Consider the following 14,675-nt stretch of genomic DNA (forward strand, 5'->3'; position numbering starts at 1 on the left):
GGGCATGAGCGCCCGACGGGCAAGCGGGCGGGGGCGGTTCACCGGGCCGCAGTCCTTCCTGCTGGCGGGTTCGTTCCTCATCACGCTGGGCAGCTTCGCCGTGCTGCCGTACATGTCGGTGCTGCTGCACCAGCGGCTCGGGCTGGGGCTCGGGGCGGTCGGCTTCGTGCTGGCGGTGGCCTCGTTGATCCAGTTCGCCGGGGGCGTGGTCGCGGGTCCGGTGGCCGCGCGGATCGGGCTGCGGCGGTCGATGCTGCTGGCCCTGGCGTTGCGCACGGCCGGATTCGGGGCGTTCGTACCGGGGTTGACCAGTCCCGTCCTGGCGATCGGCGCACTGCTGCTGGTGTCGGCGGGCGCGGCCCTCTACCTCCCCGCCAACAAGGCTTTCCTGGTGGCCGGTTCACCCGAGGAGGACCGGCCACGGCTGCTGTCGGCGAGCAGTTCGGCGTTCAACGCGGGCATGGCCCTCGGTCCCCCGGCGGCGGCCCCGCTCGTGATGGGCTCCCCCGGGGTGCTCTTCGCCTGTGTCGCGGGGCTGTTCGCGCTGGTCGGGGCGGGGCACGCGTTCCTGCCCCGCGACAAGACCGGCCCGGCGGCGGTCGCGGACCGGCCACCGGGCGCCGCCCCGCCACGGCCCGGCCTCTCGCCGTTCCTGGTGACGGTGGTCAGCGTCTACACGTTCATGTTCTTCCAGCACTACCTGGCGCTGTACGCGGTCCCCCGGACGTCGGCGGGCTTCTACGGGGTGGTCCTGGCGGGGTACGCGGCCCTCCTCGTCGTCGCCCAGCCGCTGCTGGCGCAGTGGATCGCCGCCCTGAGCTACCCGGCGGCGCTGCGCCGGGGGTTCGGTGCGATGGCGGTGGGCATGGCGGCCATCGCCGGGGGCGGGCACGCGGGCATCGCGGTGGGCGGGGCGCTCATCTGCCTGGGCGAGATCGTGCTCTTCCTGAAGAACGACCTGGAGGCGCTGGCCCGTACCTCCGCTCCCCCGGCCACCGTGTTCGGCCGGCAGCGACTGGCGGCGGGCATCGGGGCGTTCGCCAGCGGGGTGGTGGGCGGTCAGCTGTACGCGGCGGCGGAGTCGGCCGGTTCGGCGCGGGCGTTCTGGGTGGTGGTCTGCCTCCAGTGCCTGCTGCTGCCGGTGCTCCTGCTGAGCCGCCGCCGCCCCGCCCGGGGCCGGCCGGGGCCCCGGGCGGAGTCGGCCCCCGGTCTAGGCCGAGGCCGCCACGGCGGTGGCCGACACGGCGGTACCGGCCGCCGGTGACGGCTCACCCGGTTCCGTACGCCACTGCCCGGCCAGCTCCCGGCGGGCGCGCGCCACGCGGGAGCGCACCGTACCGATGGGGCATCCCGCCGCGTCGGCCGCCTCGTCGTAGGAGAGCCCCAGCACCTGGGTGAGGACGAAGGCCTGGCGGCGCGCCGGGTCCAGGTGGCCCAGGGCGTCGAAGACCGCGACCGACTCGTCGAAGCCGGGGAGGTGGCGCGGCTGGGCCCGCTCCGCCGCCCCCTGCCAGTCGGCGGTGTCGGCGGTCCGGGGGCGTACGGCGGCCGTGCGGTGGCGGTCGATGACGACGCGCCGGGCGATGGAGAGCAGCCAGGTGCGGGCGCAGGAGCGTCCGGCGAAGCGTGCCAGTCCGCTCAGCGCCCGCAGGTAGGTCTCCTGGGCGAGGTCGTCGGCGCCGGGGACGTCGGCGCTGAGGTAGGCGACGAACCTGCGGACGTCCTCGTAGGTCGCCCGGACGAAGCGGTCGGCGGCCTCCCGGTCGCCACCGCCGGCGGCCAGGGCCCAGTCGGTGATCTGCACGTCGTTCTGCCGGGTGGCGTACGCCCGGGGACGGGCCGCCGGGGCGAGCGGCGGCCCGGCGGGGAGGGAGGGGGTGGCAGTAGGGGTCACAGCAGTCCTTCGCGTCCTGGCGGAGCCGTGGTGCGGTCGTCGCCCGGCTCCGCGTGGCCGGTCCCGCGGACACCCGGGGGGCGGCGGCGGAACCGGGCATGCCTGTCACGGGTGCGGGCGCGAACGCACACACCCGTACCGCAGCCGCGTCACACGGGACCGGGCGGGCGGCCGGAGGTCACGGGGAGGAGGCGGGAAGCGGTGGGCCGCGAAGGGAGATGGCGTGCAGGGCCAGGAGGTCCTGGAGGCGGCGGCCCGGCCTGCGGCGGGCGCGGCGCCGGGCCGGTGGTGCGGCGTCGAGCGGCACCGCCGACCACAGGCGCCAGGCCGTCCGGAGCGGGGCCCGTACGAAGAGGGCCAGGCAGCGTCCCAGCCGGGCGAGAGCCACCTCGCCGCGCCAGAGCCACCAGCCGCAGATCAGACCGGCGACCGCGTGGGCGGCGGCCATGCCGGTGGTGAACACCGAGCCGTCGAAGGCCTCCAGAAATGCTGTCAGTTGCGAGGTGGAACCCGCCGGGTCCGCGTGCTGGGCGTGGGCCCCCGCCGGGTCCGCGTGGAAGGCGTGGGGCCCCGCCCCGTGCGCGTGGTGGGCGCCCATCGTGGCGCTCGGCCCCCAGGCGGGGCGCGGGGCGGTGGTGGCCGCGGCGAAGTAGGCGTGCAGCCCCGACTGGCCCAGGACCTGGGCCAGTACGGTGACCGGGGCGTTGCGGGAGCGGCCGGCGAGCCACCAGCCGGCGGCCCCGACCGGCACGAGGACGGCGAGCAGGGGCAGCAGCGGCAGGGGTCCGTCGGACATCCGGGCGTGCCCGAGCCCGGACACGGCGACGCACACGACCGCGAACAGCGCGGTGCGGGCGAGGCGGAGTGCGGTTCCGGCTCCCATGACGGCCATCGTGCCAGCCGCCCCCGCCCCGCCGAGAAGACCTGCAGATGCGGAAACAACGGGAGTTCACCCCGTTTGCCCCAGCCATCACCCCTGTGATTCACATCACACAACCCTCGGGGAACTCCGCCCCCTCCCCCGCCGACTGCTCCAACAACGCGCCTGCGCACGCCTCGTGGCCCGGGGCCGACGCATCCGCCCCGCCAGCCGACGCCCCCCGAAGAGGCCGCATGACGAACCCGCCCCCCACCCCCGAACCGGCAGCGGCCGCCGAACTCCCCGCCGAGCAGCCCGAGAACGCGTCCCCCGACGCGCGGCTCCCCGGCCCCCGGGAGCCCCGCCCGGACCGGCGCGTCACCCTCCGCTCCGATCTGCGCGCCTCCTGGCCCGACGGACTCGTGGCGCTCCTCATCACGGCGGCCGTCTTCGTCCTCCTCTACATACGCATCCGCAACAAGACCTCCTCCACGGTCTCCGTGATGCCGTTCATGGCCGACGCGGGCGGCTTCTGGATGTACTTCCTCAGCCAGGCCTTCGGCTGGTCCGCGCTGCTCTGGGCCTGGGGGACGGTCATCCTCGGGCTCCTGCTGTCCGGACCGCGACCTGGGCGCCTGCCGCTCTCCGGCCCCCGCCTGGAGCGGCTGCACCGCACCACGAGCCTCAACACGATCGCGCTGATCGCGGCCCACGCGCTGCTGTTCGGCGCCGAGCTGGTCCGGCACGACACGGCGGCGTGGAACTCCGCGCTGGCCACCGCGTTCGTCGAGACCTTCGTCCCGGGCGGTTACACGTCGGGGACCGGACAGATCGCCATCCCGATCGGCCAGGCCGCGCTCTACCTCGCGATCCCGCTCGGCCTTCTCTTCTACGTACGCCACCGCATCGGCCCGAAGACCTGGCGCGTCCTGCACCGCTTCGTGATCGTGGTCTACGTGCTGAGCGTCTGGCACACCCTGCTGTACGGGACGAACGTCTGGTACGACGGCTGGTTCCGCACCAGCGTCTGGCTGCTCCAGCTGCCCATCGCCGCCCTGCTCCTCGTCCGCCTGCTGCGCCCGGCACGCCGCTCCGAGAAGCTGCCCGCGCTGCCCGGCGCCACCGTCTCGCGGACCGGCTGGGCGCTGCGCCTGGGCGGGCGGCTCGCGGTGGCGGGGATCGTGGTGGCGCTGGTCGTGGTGGTGGTCAGCGGGATGGACGGCGGGCGGACCGTACCACCGGACGACACCTCCTCCAGCCACAACCACGACTGACGGCTCCCCGCGCCCGGAGACGTACGCTCGGGTCCATGACCACCAACGATCTCCCCGTGATCGCCGCCGTCGACGGCTCGACGCACAGCCGGCAGGCGCTCGACTGGGCCGCGCGGGAGGCCGCGCGGCGCCACCTGCCGCTGCTCATCGTCCACGTCCGGCCACTCACCCGGAACGTCGACGAGGAGACCGGGCAGCGCGAGGCGGACGCGCTCCTCGCCGAAGCGGTACGCCGGAGCGAACGGGTCGCTCCGGCGCTGCGCCCCTCGACACTGGCCCCGCTGGACTTCCCGGCGGCCGCCCTGGTCTCGCTCGCCCGGGACGCCTCGATGGTCGTGGTCGGCTCGCGGGGGCTCGGGGGCTTCCGGTCCCTGCTGATCGGTTCCAACAGCCTGGCCACCGCGTCGATGGCGAGCTGCCCCGTCGTCGTCGTGCAGGACAGCGGCTCGGACGAGGACGACCGGCCCCAGGAGGCCGGGGCCCGCGCCGACATCGTGGCGGGGGTGGCCGCCGACGAGAGCAGCGAGGCGGTCCTGGACTTCGCCTTCGCCACCGCGGCCACCCGGCCCGGCGCACGGCTGCGGATCGTCCACGGCTGGACCATGTTCTCCTCGATGCTCGCGGGCGGACCGGTCTTCGACCGGGCGACCGCGGCGGGCTCGGCCGCGCGGAGCCTGGCGGAGGTGACCGCCGGCCGCCAGGAGCGGTACCCGCAGGTGGAGGTCGTACGGGAGCCGGTCAACGGTTCCGCCTCGCGCACCCTGGTGACGGCCTCCGCCACGGCGGCCCTGGCCGTCATCGGCCGCCGCAAGGGCGGGGAGTCGCTCGGTCTGGGCCTCTCGCCGGTGGCACAGACGACGCTCACGCACGCGCTGGGCCCGGTCGCCGTCGTGCCCTGCTGACCGAGCGGGCCGTCAACCTCCCGATGTTACGGGCCCCTTGGCGTGGAAGGCGGCCTGGCCGAGACTTGGGCGATGACTCAGCGTGTGGCACTCGCGACCGTGATGGACCGGCTCGCCATCGATGACGTGATCACCGAGTACGCCGTGACCGTGGACGACGGCGACTGGCCGGCGTACGAGGCCCTCTTCGCCCCGGAGGGCCGTGCGGACTACACGGGTGCGGGCGGGGTGGAGGGTCCGGCGGGTGAGGTCGCCCGGTGGCTCACCGGGAGGATGCGCCTCTTCCCGGTGCGCCAGCACCTGATCGTCAACCGGCGGATCGACCTCCAGGACCTGGGCGGCTACCCGGGCGACCGGGCGTGGGTGCGGGCCGACTATGTCAGCCCGATGCGCTCGGCGCGGGAGGGCGGTGCCTCAGGGGCCGACGACACCGCCCCCGACTCCGTCTCCGGCGGGCGGTACACCTTCGAGCTGGACCGTACGGACCCGGGCTGGCGGATCCGTACGGTCACCGTCCACGAGAAGTGGCGCCGCACCGCCTGAGCCACGCGTTCCTCGTGACGGGGGTCCGGCCGCGTCCCGTGTCCGGCGGGGACCACCTCCCCCACACTGGGTACGGAGCTGATCCGGCAGATCACGCGGCTGCTCACCCCTGCGCGACGAGGAGGGCACGGCATGCGGACGCGGCGCGGACGGCTCGGTGCGGGCGGACGGCCGAGGGGCGGCTCGCACCCGGGCCGGCCGCACTCAGACGAGCCGCACCCGCACGGGCCGCACCCGGACGGCGATCGGCCCGCCCGGCGACCGCTTCCGGAGTCCGGCTGGGTCCGGGGATGCGCCGCGCTCCTCGCCGGGGCGCTGCCCGCGCTCACGTTCCCCGCGCCCTCGCTCTGGTGGCTGGCCTGCGTGGCGCTCGTCCCCTGGCTGCTGCTGATCCGCTCGGCGGGGACGGTGCGGCGGGCGGCGCTGGACGGCTGGATCGGCGGGACCGGCTTCGTCTTCGCCGTGCACCACTGGCTGATGCCGAGTCTGCACGTCTTCATCGTGCTGCTGGCCGCGCTGCTCGGGCTCCTGTGGGCGCCGTGGGGCGTGCTGGTCGGACGGCTGCTCGGCGGCAGACCCTCCGCACCGCGGGCCGCCGCCGCGGTGGTGGCCGTGGCCTCGGGGTGGCTGGTGATCGAGCTGGTCCGCTCCTGGGAGGGGCTCGGCGGGCCCTGGGGGCTCCTCGGCGCGAGTCAGTGGGAGGTCACACCGGCGCTGCGGGTCGCCTCGGTGGGCGGGGTGTGGCTGGTGAGCCTGCTGGTGGTGGCGGTCAACACCGCCCTGGTCCTGCTGACGACCGGGCGCACCACCGTCCGGACGACGGGCGGGGTGCTGCTGGTCGTGTGCGCCCTGGCCGTGGCCGGGATGTGGGCCTGGGCGCCGCGGCCGGTGACCACCGGGACGGCCAGGATCGCCGTCGTACAGCCGGGAGTCGTCTCCGGTCCCGGCAGTGTCGAGCGGCGCCTGGCCCGGGGCGAGGAGCTGACCCGTACGGTCGCGGGCCGGGACGTCGACCTGGTGGTGTGGGGCGAGAGCGGCATCGGGGCGGCCGCCTGGCGGGACCCGGGAACCGCCCGGCGGCTCGCGGCGCTCTCCCGGGAGACCGGGGCCGCGCTGCTGGTCAATGTGGACGCCCGGCAGACCGGCGGTTCGGGCCGGAGCGGGATCTTCAAGTCGGCGGTGCTCGTGGGGCCCGAGGGGCCGACCGGGGATCGGTACGACAAGATGCGCCTGGTGCCGTTCGGTGAGTACATCCCGGCGCGCTCCCTGCTCGGCTGGGCGACCTCCGTGGGCAAGGCCGCGGGCGAGGACCGGCTGCGCGGCGACCGGCAGGTGGTGATGGCCCTGCCCGACGGCGACCGGCGGCTGCGGATCGGTCCGCTCGTCTGCTTCGAGTCCGCGTTCCCCGACATGAGCCGGCGGCTGACCCGGGACGGCGCCCAGGTGCTCGTCGCGCAGTCCGCCACCTCCACCTTCCAGGAGAGCTGGGCACCGGCCCAGCACGCCTCCCTGGGGGCGCTGCGGGCCGCCGAGAACGGCCGTCCCGTGGTGCACGCGACGCTCACCGGGATCAGCGCCGTGTACGGGCCGAGCGGGGAGCGGATCGGGAAGCCGCTCGGTACGGAGGCGAGTGCGGCCGCCGTGTACGACCTGCCGCTGACGCGCGGCTCCACGCTCTACGGCCGCTTCGGCGACTGGGCGGTGTACGGGGCCCTGGCGGCGCTGGCCGCGCTGTGCGCCGCCGAGGGGCTGCGGGCGCTCAGGAGGAGGCCTGCTCCAGGGAGTCCCGGACGATGCGCTCGCACAGCTCATGGGTGGCCAGAGCGTCCTGGGCGCTGAGCACCGTGCCCGCGCGGACCGCGTCCAGGAACGCGTGGACGCAGGCCTCGATCCCGCGCTGCCGGGCCACCGGCACCCAGTCGCCGCGCCGGCGCACGCTGGGCCGGCCCTTGTGGTCGACGATGTCGGCGAGGTTGAGGACCTGGCGCTTGGTGTCCCGGCCGGAGACCTCCAGGATCTCCTCGGTCGAGCCGTTCAGCCGGTTCATCATCCCGATCGCGGTGAAGCCGTCGCCGGAGAGCTGGAGCACCACGTGGTGCATCAGACCGTCCACGATCCGGGCCCGCACGGTGGTGTGGTCGACCGGGCCCGGGGCCAGGAAGCGCAGGGTGTCGACGACGTGGATGAAGTCGTCGAGCACCAGGGCGCGGGGGTCCTCGGGCAGCCCGACCCGGTTCTTCTGCATCAGGATCAGCTCGCGCGGGTGCTCGGCGCACTGGGCGTAGCCGGGGGCGAAGCGCCGGTTGAAGCCGACGGCGAGGCTGACGCCGCGCTCCTGGGCGAGGTTCACCAGCCGCTCGGAGTCGGCGTACTCGTAGGCGATCGGCTTGTCGACATAGGTGGCGACCCCGGCTTCGAGGAGCCGTTCCACGATCTCGGGGTGGACGGCGGTCGGGGCGTGCACGAAGGCCGCGTCGAGCCCTTCGGCGAGCAGCGAGTCCAGGGTCGTGTGGCGGGCGCCGGCCGGGATGCGGTGGGTGTCGCCCACCGTGTCGAGCGTGGCGGGCGTCCGGGTCTGGAGGTGCAGTTCGACCCCCGGGACGGCGCTCAGCACCGGCAGGTACGCCTTCTGCGCGATGTCGCCGAGCCCGATGCAACCGACCTTCACAGGGGTCTCCCTCTCGCCGTGCCGTGCTGATGTTCCGGTCCCGGCAGCATACGGGGCCGCCTCCGCCCCACTTCCGGCGCCCGGGGAGGAAATGCCTGGCCAGGAACGTGATCATGGTTCAGGATGACCGGCATGACTTCCGTGGAACGATCCGAACCCGCTCTCGACGCCGCCGAACGTCCCATGCTGGAGGGCTGGCTGGACTACCACCGCGAGACGCTCGCCACGAAGTGCGCGGGCCTCACGGACGCGCAGCTGCGTGAGGCGTCCGTGCCGCCTTCCTCGTTGACGCTGCTCGGCCTCGTACGGCACTTGGCCGAGGTGGAGCGCTGGTGGTTCCGCGAGGTCCTGGCGGGCGAGGAGCTGCCGGACCTCTACTCCACCGAGGAGGACCCGGACGGCGACTTCACGGTGACGGGGTCCGACACCTGGGCCGAGACGGAGTCCGTCTGGCGGGCGGAGATGGCGGCGGCCCGGAAGAGCGCCGCCGCCTACGGCCTGGACGACTTCTCCCAGGGCGTGGGCTCGGCGGGCGAGCCGTTCAGCCTGCGCTGGATCTATACGCACATGATCGAGGAGTACGCCCGGCACAACGGCCACGCCGACCTGGTGCGCGAGCGCGTCGACGGGGCGACCGGCGACTGACGGACCGGCCGCCCGGCCGCATCAGGTGGCCGCCCCGGCGCCGGGCGGGGCCGGTCCGTGACGCCGTGCTGACCGGGTCACTCGTGCGGGCCATTCCCGGCCCACCGGCTGCGCGCGGGCCCGTCCACGCCGCAGAGTTGCCCGCGTGCAGCGAACCAGATTCACCACGAAACTCCTGATCGGGGTGGCCGTCACCGCCGTCTCCGGTTGTGTGTCGGTCGAGCCGCAGGTGGGCCCCCAGCGGCCTCCCCCGAGCAGCGGACCGGTGCAGGACGTGTTCCCGCAGGTCGTGCAGCCGCCCGGCCGCGAGGCGCTGGAGACCATCGTGGAACCGGGCCCGTCGCCCGCCGGGCCCTCTACCCCCGCGCGCCCGTCCGCCGCCCCTGCCGAGGCCCGTCGTGCCGGGCCCCCGCCGGCGCCCCGGTCACCGGAGCGGGCCGCACCACCGCCGCACCGGACACCGCCTCGCCGGACGCCGCCCCAGCAGGTCCCCGGCGTCCCTCCCGGCGTGCTGCCGGATCTGCTGCGGGCCCGGGGCGGCCTGCCTGACGTGTGCGCGCTGGGCCGGGGGTACGGGGGCTGGCCCGCGGGCAGCAGGGAGGCCCGGATCTGCGAGGAGACGTACGGGCGCTGACGCCGGCGCTGCGGCACGCACCCCGGGCCGGTCCGGGCTCCGGGCCGGTCCGGGCTCCCGGGCGGCTCGGCTTCCGGGCCCGTCGCCCCCGGTCTCAGATCCCCCGCATCCGCAGCTCCAGCCGCTCGATGGCGGCCCGCACTCCACCGTCGTAACCGCTGTGTCCGCCGTGGCCTCCGTGACCGCTGTGCCCGCCGTGGCCTCCGTGACCGCTGTCCTCCAGGGCGTCCGCCGCGTCGCGGGCCTGGCGCAGGTGGATACGGGCCGCGTCGGGGCGCTGGAGCTTGAGGTAGTCCGCCGCCAGGTTGAGGTGAAGCGACGGGAAGAACGCCTGGACCGCCAGGGAGTCCGGGTGCTCGGCGGGGCGCTCGCCGCTCAGCCCCTCGGCGGCCGTCAGGGCGCGCAGGTCCCAGGCCAGCTCGTCCCCGGGGTCGTCCTGGGTGTCGGCCATGTAGTGCGCGAGAGTGCAGCGGTGCAGGGCGTCGCCGTCGGCACCCAGCTCCGACCAGAGGAGGCCGAAGCGGTTACGGGCCTCCTCCCGGTCACCGCCGTGGAGCAGCATGACCGCCTGGCCGATCCTGGTCATGACGGCGTCCTCGGACGCCTCCTGCTGCTCCACCACTGCGGTCTCCTCTTCGCCCGTCCGGCCCGTTCGCGCTCCCTTCGACGCTAGCGCCGGTGACCCGCGATCCCGCTCAGGCACGGGCGGTAGGGCCTGGTCAGCCGAGGTTGGGGATGCGCCAGTCGATCGGCTGGTGGCCCTGGGCCGCGACGGCCTCGTTTATCCGGGTGAAGGGCTGGGAGCCGAAGAACTTCTTCGCGGAGAGCGGGGAGGGATGGGCGCCCTTCACCACGACGTGGCGCTCCTCGTCGATGAGGGGGAGCTTCTTCTGGGCGTAGTTCCCCCAGAGCACGAAGACCGCCGGGTCGGGCCGCTCGGCGACGGCGCGGATCACCGCGTCGGTGATCTTCTCCCAGCCCTTGCCCTTGTGGGAGTTGGCCTCGCCGCCGCGCACGGTGAGCACCGCGTTCAGCAGGAGCACGCCCTGTTCGGCCCACGGCATCAGATAGCCGTTGTCCGGGATGGGCAGGCCGAGCTCCTGCTGCATCTCCTTGTAGATGTTGCGCAGGGAGGGCGGCGTCTTCACACCGGGCCGCACGGAGAAGCAGAGGCCGTGCCCCTGCCCCTCCCCGTGATAAGGGTCCTGGCCGAGGACGAGGACCTTGACCTTCTCGTACGGGGTGGCGTCGAGGGCGGCGAAGACCTGCTCGCGCGGCGGGTAGACGGGCCCCTTGGCCCGCTCCTCCTCGACGAAGTCCGCCAGCTCCTTGACGTACGGCTTCTGCAGTTCTTCGCCGAGGACGCCGCGCCAGGACTCGGGCAGCAGGTCGATATCGGTCACGTCCACAACCTCCGGTGAGCAACAGGTTCTTGATCCCAGAACCTACCGCCCGCCACTGACAACCGGGCCCGGGGAGCCCTGCGCCCCGGGCCCGCTGCCGCTACCAGCTGGCCTTGCGGTACAGCTCCCACATCTGCATCACGGTCTGCGGGTCCAGTGCGCGCTCGCCGCCGCCGATGTCCTCGCCGGAGGCCACGTACAGCTTGCCCTGCCAGAGCGGCAGCAGCCGGACGTCGTCGACGAGGATCTGCTGGGCCCGCTCGAACTGCTTGCTGACCGCGCCCCGGTTGCTCTCCTGCCGCGTGGAGGGGATCAGCTGCTGGGTGATCTCCTTGTTGCGGTACGGGGTTCCGGTGACGCTCTCCTCGCCGACGAAGGGGGCGATGAAGTTGTCCGGGTCCGGGAAGTCCGGGAACCAGCCACGGCCGAAGACCGGGTACTCGCCCTGGTTGAAGCCCTCCTGGAAGGCCTTCCACGGGGCGCTCTCCAGCGTGATGTCGAAGAGCCCCGACTTCTCCAGCTGCCGCTCCAGCTCCTCGAACTCGGGCTGTGTGGAGGAGCCGTACCGGTCGGTGGTGTACCAGAAGGTCATCTTCACCGGCTCGGTGATCCCGGCCTCGGTGAGGATCTCCTTCGCCTTCTTCACGTCCGGTTCACCGAAGGTGTCGAAGAAGCTGGTGGTGTGTCCGGAGATGCCCTTGGGGATCATCGAGTAGAGGGGTTCGGCGGTGCCCCGGTAGACCTTGGCCACCAGCGCGTCCCGGTCCACGACGTGGGCGATGGCCTTGCGGACGGCGGGCTTGGCGGCGGCCGGGTCCTTCGGGTTGAAGACGAGGAAGCGGATGTCCGCGCCGACGGTCTCGATGATCTGGAGGCCGTCGTTGCCCTCCTTCTTGTCCTCCAGGCCGACGACCTCCTCGGCGGTCAGACCGCGGTAGGTGGCGTCGATCTCCTTGGCCTTCAGCGCGTCCACCATCTGGCCGGACTTCTCGAAGTACCGGATGGTGACCGCGTTGTTCTTCCGGTTGGCGAAGCCCTTGTAGTCGGGGTTCTTCGTCAACTCGGCGGCGACGCCGGCCTCGTAGGAGTCCAGGAGGTAGGGCCCGGAGCCGGTGATCTTTCCGTCGTCGCGGATCTTGTCCTTGGGGTAGTCGCCGGGGGCGACGAGCGACATGGCGGGAGTGGCCAGGATGAACGGGAAGGTGGCGTCGGACTTGTTCAGGTGGAAGATGACGGTGTCGTCACCCTTGGTCTCGATCCGGTCGAGCGAGCCGAGCATGCCCGCGGGGCCGCCCTTGAAGTGGATGTCCACGATCCGGTCGATGGAGTGCTTCACGGCCTGGGCGTCGAGCTTCTCCCCGTTGGAGAACTTGAGGTTCTTCCTGAGCGTGCACCGGTAGGCCATGCTCGTGGCGTCGGTGAAGGTGCAGGTGTCGGCCGCGTCCGGCTCGGGGCTCGTACTGCCGGTGGGGAAGCTCACCAGCGTCTGGTAGACGTTCCGCATCAGCTCCCAGGAACCGTCCCAGGCCGCCGCGGGATCAAGGGTGGTCGGGGAACTCGTCGTCCCGACGGTTATCTTCTGATTCGCTTCCGACCCGCTCTCGGAAAGAAGACCGCAGCCGGCCAGCAGAGAAAGGGATGCTAGGGCTGCAGCGGCCTGCAGACTGGCCCGGTAGAACACGTGCACGCTCCTCGATCAGCCATGGGTCGGCAGACCATACCGCAGCGCCCCGCCGGAACAATCCGTCGGTCCAGCGGGGCACTTGAGCCAATCAGGCCAAACCGGTCCAGGCCACTCTCAGCCCACTCCGGCGTTGAGGAAAATCCCTCCGTCGACCACCAGGGTCTGCCCGGTGATCCAGTCCGACTGCGCCGAGGTGAGGAAGGCGGCGGCGCCTCCGATGTCCTCGGGCACGCCGAGCCTGCCGAGCGGATAGGCGGCGGCCGCCTCCGCCTCACGGCCCTCATAGAGCGCCTCGGCGAACTTCGTCTTGATCACGGCGGGGGCGATCGCGTTGACCCGGACGACCGGCGCGAACTCGTGCGCCAGCTGAAGGGTGAGGTTGACCATGGCCGCCTTGGACATCCCGTACGCGCCGATGAACGGCGAGGGGGAGACACCGGCGACGGAGGCGATGTTGACGATCGCCCCGCCGTTCTCCTTCTGCCAGGCCTTCCAGGTCTGCTGGGCGAAGCCGAGCGCCGAGATCACGTTGGTCTCGTAGACCTTGCGGGCGACATTGAGGTCGAGGTCGGCCATGGGGCCGAAGACCGGGTTGGTCCCCGCGTTGTTCACCAGGTAGTCGACCCGGCCGAACGCCTCCATGGTCCGCTCGACCGCGGCCGCCTGGTGGACCTCGTCGTGGGCCTTGCCCGGGATGGCGATGACCCGGTCGGCGCCGAGCCGCTCCACGGCCTCCTTCAGGGCGTCCTCGCCCCGCCCGGTGATGGCCACCCGGTCGCCGCGCGCGACGAGCGCCTCGGCGATCCCGTAGCCGATGCCCCGGCTGGCGCCCGTGATGAGGGCGACCTTTCCGCTGTCCTGCACCGTCATGTCGTTCGCTGCCCTTCGGGTCAGTTGAGGGGGCCGCCGGCCACGTAGATGACCTGGCCGGAGACGAAGCCGGCGTCGTCACCGGCGAAGAAGGCGATGGCGTTGGCGACGTCCTCGGGACGGCCGACGCGCTGGACCGGGATCTGGGTGGCGGCGGCGGCCTGGAACTCCTCGAAGCCCATGCCGACGCGGGCGGCGGTCTGCGCGGTCATCTCGGTGACGATGAAGCCGGGGGCGACGGCGTTGGCGGTGACGCCGAACTTGCCCAGCTCCTTGGCGAGGGTCTTGGTGAGGCCCTGGAGCCCCGCCTTGACGGCGGAGTAGTTGGCCTGGCCGCGGTTGCCGAGGGCCGAGGAGGAGGACAGCGAGACGATGCGGCCGAACTTGGCCTCCACCATGTGCGCCTGGACGGCCTTCGCCATCAGGAACGCGCCCTTGAGGTGGACGTTCATCACGATGTCCCAGTCGGACTCGCTCATCTTGAACAGCAGGTTGTCGCGGAGCACACCCGCGTTGTTCACGAGGATCGTCGGGGCGCCCAGCTCGGCGGCGACCCGCGCGACGGCGGCCTCCACCTGGGCGCCGTCCGACACGTCGCAGCCGACGGCGAGCGCGGTGCCCCCGGCGGCGGTGATCTTCTCGACGGTGTCCTTGCAGGCCGCCTCGTCGAGGTCGAGTACGGCGACGGCGCGGCCCTCGGCCGCCAGGCGTACGGCGGTGGCGGCGCCGATGCCCCGCGCCGCTCCCGTCACGATGGCGACGCGCTGCTCGGTGGTGGACATGCTTGGTTCTCCTCGCCCTTGGATAGCGGCTCAGCGGACGTCGTGGCCGTTCCCCGACGGAGAGGCCCGATGACTGAGCAACCGCTTAGTACCTTCAGCAGACGAGACGCTAGAAGCCCTGACACCCGGTGTCAACGGCGCGCGGGCCCGGGGGCCGCACGTCACACCCGGCGGCCCCGCCCGTGAACCGGCTCAGCGCACGAGCAGATCCAGCAGCCGCTCCGCCTCACCGGCCGGGTCGGTGGTGAGCCCGCTGTGCACGGCCCCGGGCTGGAGCACCGTGGAGCGGGGGGCGATCAGCCAGCGGAAGCGCCGCCCCGCGTCGTCGCCGGAGGCCTGACCGGCCCCCTCCCCGCCCTCGCAGAGGCCTTCGACCGCGCGGAGGGCGGCCCGGGGGCCCGCGCCCGGGGGGGGCGGGGGCCCCCCCCCCCGCCAAGGCACCTGCCGGGGGGGGCGGGGGGGGGGCAACGCCAGGGGCCGGGCGGGTTGGCGGGGGACCCCCGGGTATGACAACCCC

At 73.4% G+C, this 14,675-nt stretch carries 15 protein-coding genes and 1 pseudogene; 7 read left to right on the forward strand and 9 right to left on the reverse strand.

The features are described 5' to 3' along the window. Positions 1-4 precede the first annotated feature (4 nt). Positions 5-1,264: an MFS transporter gene (locus AB0917_RS19750; protein ID WP_366820885.1), complete on the forward strand. Its 1,260-nt coding sequence runs from the start codon at positions 5-7 to the stop codon at positions 1,262-1,264. Here the strand turns inward: AB0917_RS19750 and AB0917_RS19755 are convergent. Further along, positions 1,211-1,804 carry a sigma-70 family RNA polymerase sigma factor gene (locus AB0917_RS19755; RefSeq protein ID WP_366820900.1) on the reverse strand — a complete coding sequence of 198 codons (594 nt, stop codon included), beginning with the start codon at positions 1,802-1,804 and terminating at the stop codon, positions 1,211-1,213. The two genes, AB0917_RS19750 and AB0917_RS19755, sit on opposite strands and share 54 nt — an antisense overlap. Positions 1,805-2,072: 268 nt before the next feature. After that, a complete protein-coding gene (locus AB0917_RS19760) occupies positions 2,073-2,786 on the reverse strand; it encodes a hypothetical protein (RefSeq protein WP_366820886.1) in 714 nt (237 codons plus the stop codon). A gap of 221 nt (positions 2,787-3,007) precedes the next feature. On the opposite strand from AB0917_RS19760, the gene AB0917_RS19765 reads away from it, so the two are divergent. From AB0917_RS19765 to lnt, 4 genes are all read left to right on the forward strand, one after another. Continuing rightward, positions 3,008-4,027, forward strand: a complete 1,020-nt coding sequence (locus AB0917_RS19765; protein ID WP_366820887.1) for a ferric reductase-like transmembrane domain-containing protein — start codon at positions 3,008-3,010, stop codon at positions 4,025-4,027. Positions 4,028-4,062: 35 nt separating this feature from the next. Next, positions 4,063-4,929: a universal stress protein gene (locus tag AB0917_RS19770; protein WP_366820888.1), complete on the forward strand. Its 867-nt coding sequence runs from the start codon at positions 4,063-4,065 to the stop codon at positions 4,927-4,929. Positions 4,930-5,001: 72 nt separating this feature from the next. Next, entirely contained in the window at positions 5,002-5,472 is a 471-nt protein-coding gene (locus AB0917_RS19775) for a nuclear transport factor 2 family protein (RefSeq protein WP_366820889.1), read from the forward strand. Between the two features lie 132 nt (positions 5,473-5,604). Beyond that, positions 5,605-7,311: an apolipoprotein N-acyltransferase gene (gene lnt / locus AB0917_RS19780; RefSeq protein ID WP_366820890.1), complete on the forward strand. Its 1,707-nt coding sequence runs from the start codon at positions 5,605-5,607 to the stop codon at positions 7,309-7,311. Here lnt and AB0917_RS19785 read toward each other — a convergent pair. After that, positions 7,232-8,140 (reverse strand): Gfo/Idh/MocA family oxidoreductase, encoded by a 909-nt coding sequence (locus AB0917_RS19785; protein WP_366820891.1) that lies wholly within the window; start codon positions 8,138-8,140, stop codon positions 7,232-7,234. The genes lnt and AB0917_RS19785 overlap by 80 nt on opposite strands. Positions 8,141-8,272: 132 nt before the next feature. Here AB0917_RS19785 and AB0917_RS19790 point away from each other — a divergent pair, with 132 nt between their 5' ends. Together AB0917_RS19790 and AB0917_RS19795 are read left to right on the forward strand one after the other, a co-directional pair. Continuing rightward, entirely contained in the window at positions 8,273-8,785 is a 513-nt protein-coding gene (locus tag AB0917_RS19790; protein WP_366820892.1) for a DinB family protein, read from the forward strand. Between the two features lie 145 nt (positions 8,786-8,930). Further along, on the forward strand, positions 8,931-9,419 hold the full coding sequence (locus AB0917_RS19795) for a hypothetical protein (RefSeq protein ID WP_366820893.1): 489 nt from the start codon (positions 8,931-8,933) through the stop codon (positions 9,417-9,419). 94 nt (positions 9,420-9,513) lie between these two features. Here the strand turns inward: AB0917_RS19795 and AB0917_RS19800 are convergent, their stop codons facing one another. The 6 genes and pseudogenes from AB0917_RS19800 to AB0917_RS19825 form a co-directional block, all read right to left on the reverse strand. Further along, a complete protein-coding gene (locus AB0917_RS19800) occupies positions 9,514-10,041 on the reverse strand; it encodes a hypothetical protein (RefSeq protein ID WP_366820894.1) in 528 nt (175 codons plus the stop codon). A 97-nt stretch (positions 10,042-10,138) separates the two neighbouring features. Beyond that, the gene (locus AB0917_RS19805; protein WP_366820895.1) at positions 10,139-10,822 is read right to left on the reverse strand and encodes a uracil-DNA glycosylase; all 684 of its coding nucleotides are present in this window, start codon (positions 10,820-10,822) and stop codon (positions 10,139-10,141) included. Positions 10,823-10,922: 100 nt separating this feature from the next. Continuing rightward, a complete protein-coding gene (locus tag AB0917_RS19810; RefSeq protein WP_366820896.1) occupies positions 10,923-12,503 on the reverse strand; it encodes an ABC transporter substrate-binding protein in 1,581 nt (526 codons plus the stop codon). A 117-nt stretch (positions 12,504-12,620) separates the two neighbouring features. Then, positions 12,621-13,376, reverse strand: a complete 756-nt coding sequence (locus AB0917_RS19815; protein ID WP_366820897.1) for an SDR family oxidoreductase — start codon at positions 13,374-13,376, stop codon at positions 12,621-12,623. Positions 13,377-13,396: 20 nt separating this feature from the next. Continuing rightward, positions 13,397-14,158, reverse strand: coding sequence for a 3-oxoacyl-ACP reductase FabG (gene fabG, locus AB0917_RS19820; protein ID WP_366820898.1), 762 nt, complete (start codon positions 14,156-14,158; stop codon positions 13,397-13,399). A gap of 192 nt (positions 14,159-14,350) precedes the next feature. Continuing rightward, positions 14,351-14,551, reverse strand: a pseudogene (locus AB0917_RS19825) (DUF3037 domain-containing protein); the annotation flags it as partial. Between the last annotated feature and the right edge of the window lie 124 nt (positions 14,552-14,675).

This window comes from Streptomyces sp. NPDC007346 (assembly GCF_040703535.1).
Lineage (GTDB): Bacteria > Actinomycetota > Actinomycetes > Streptomycetales > Streptomycetaceae > Streptomyces.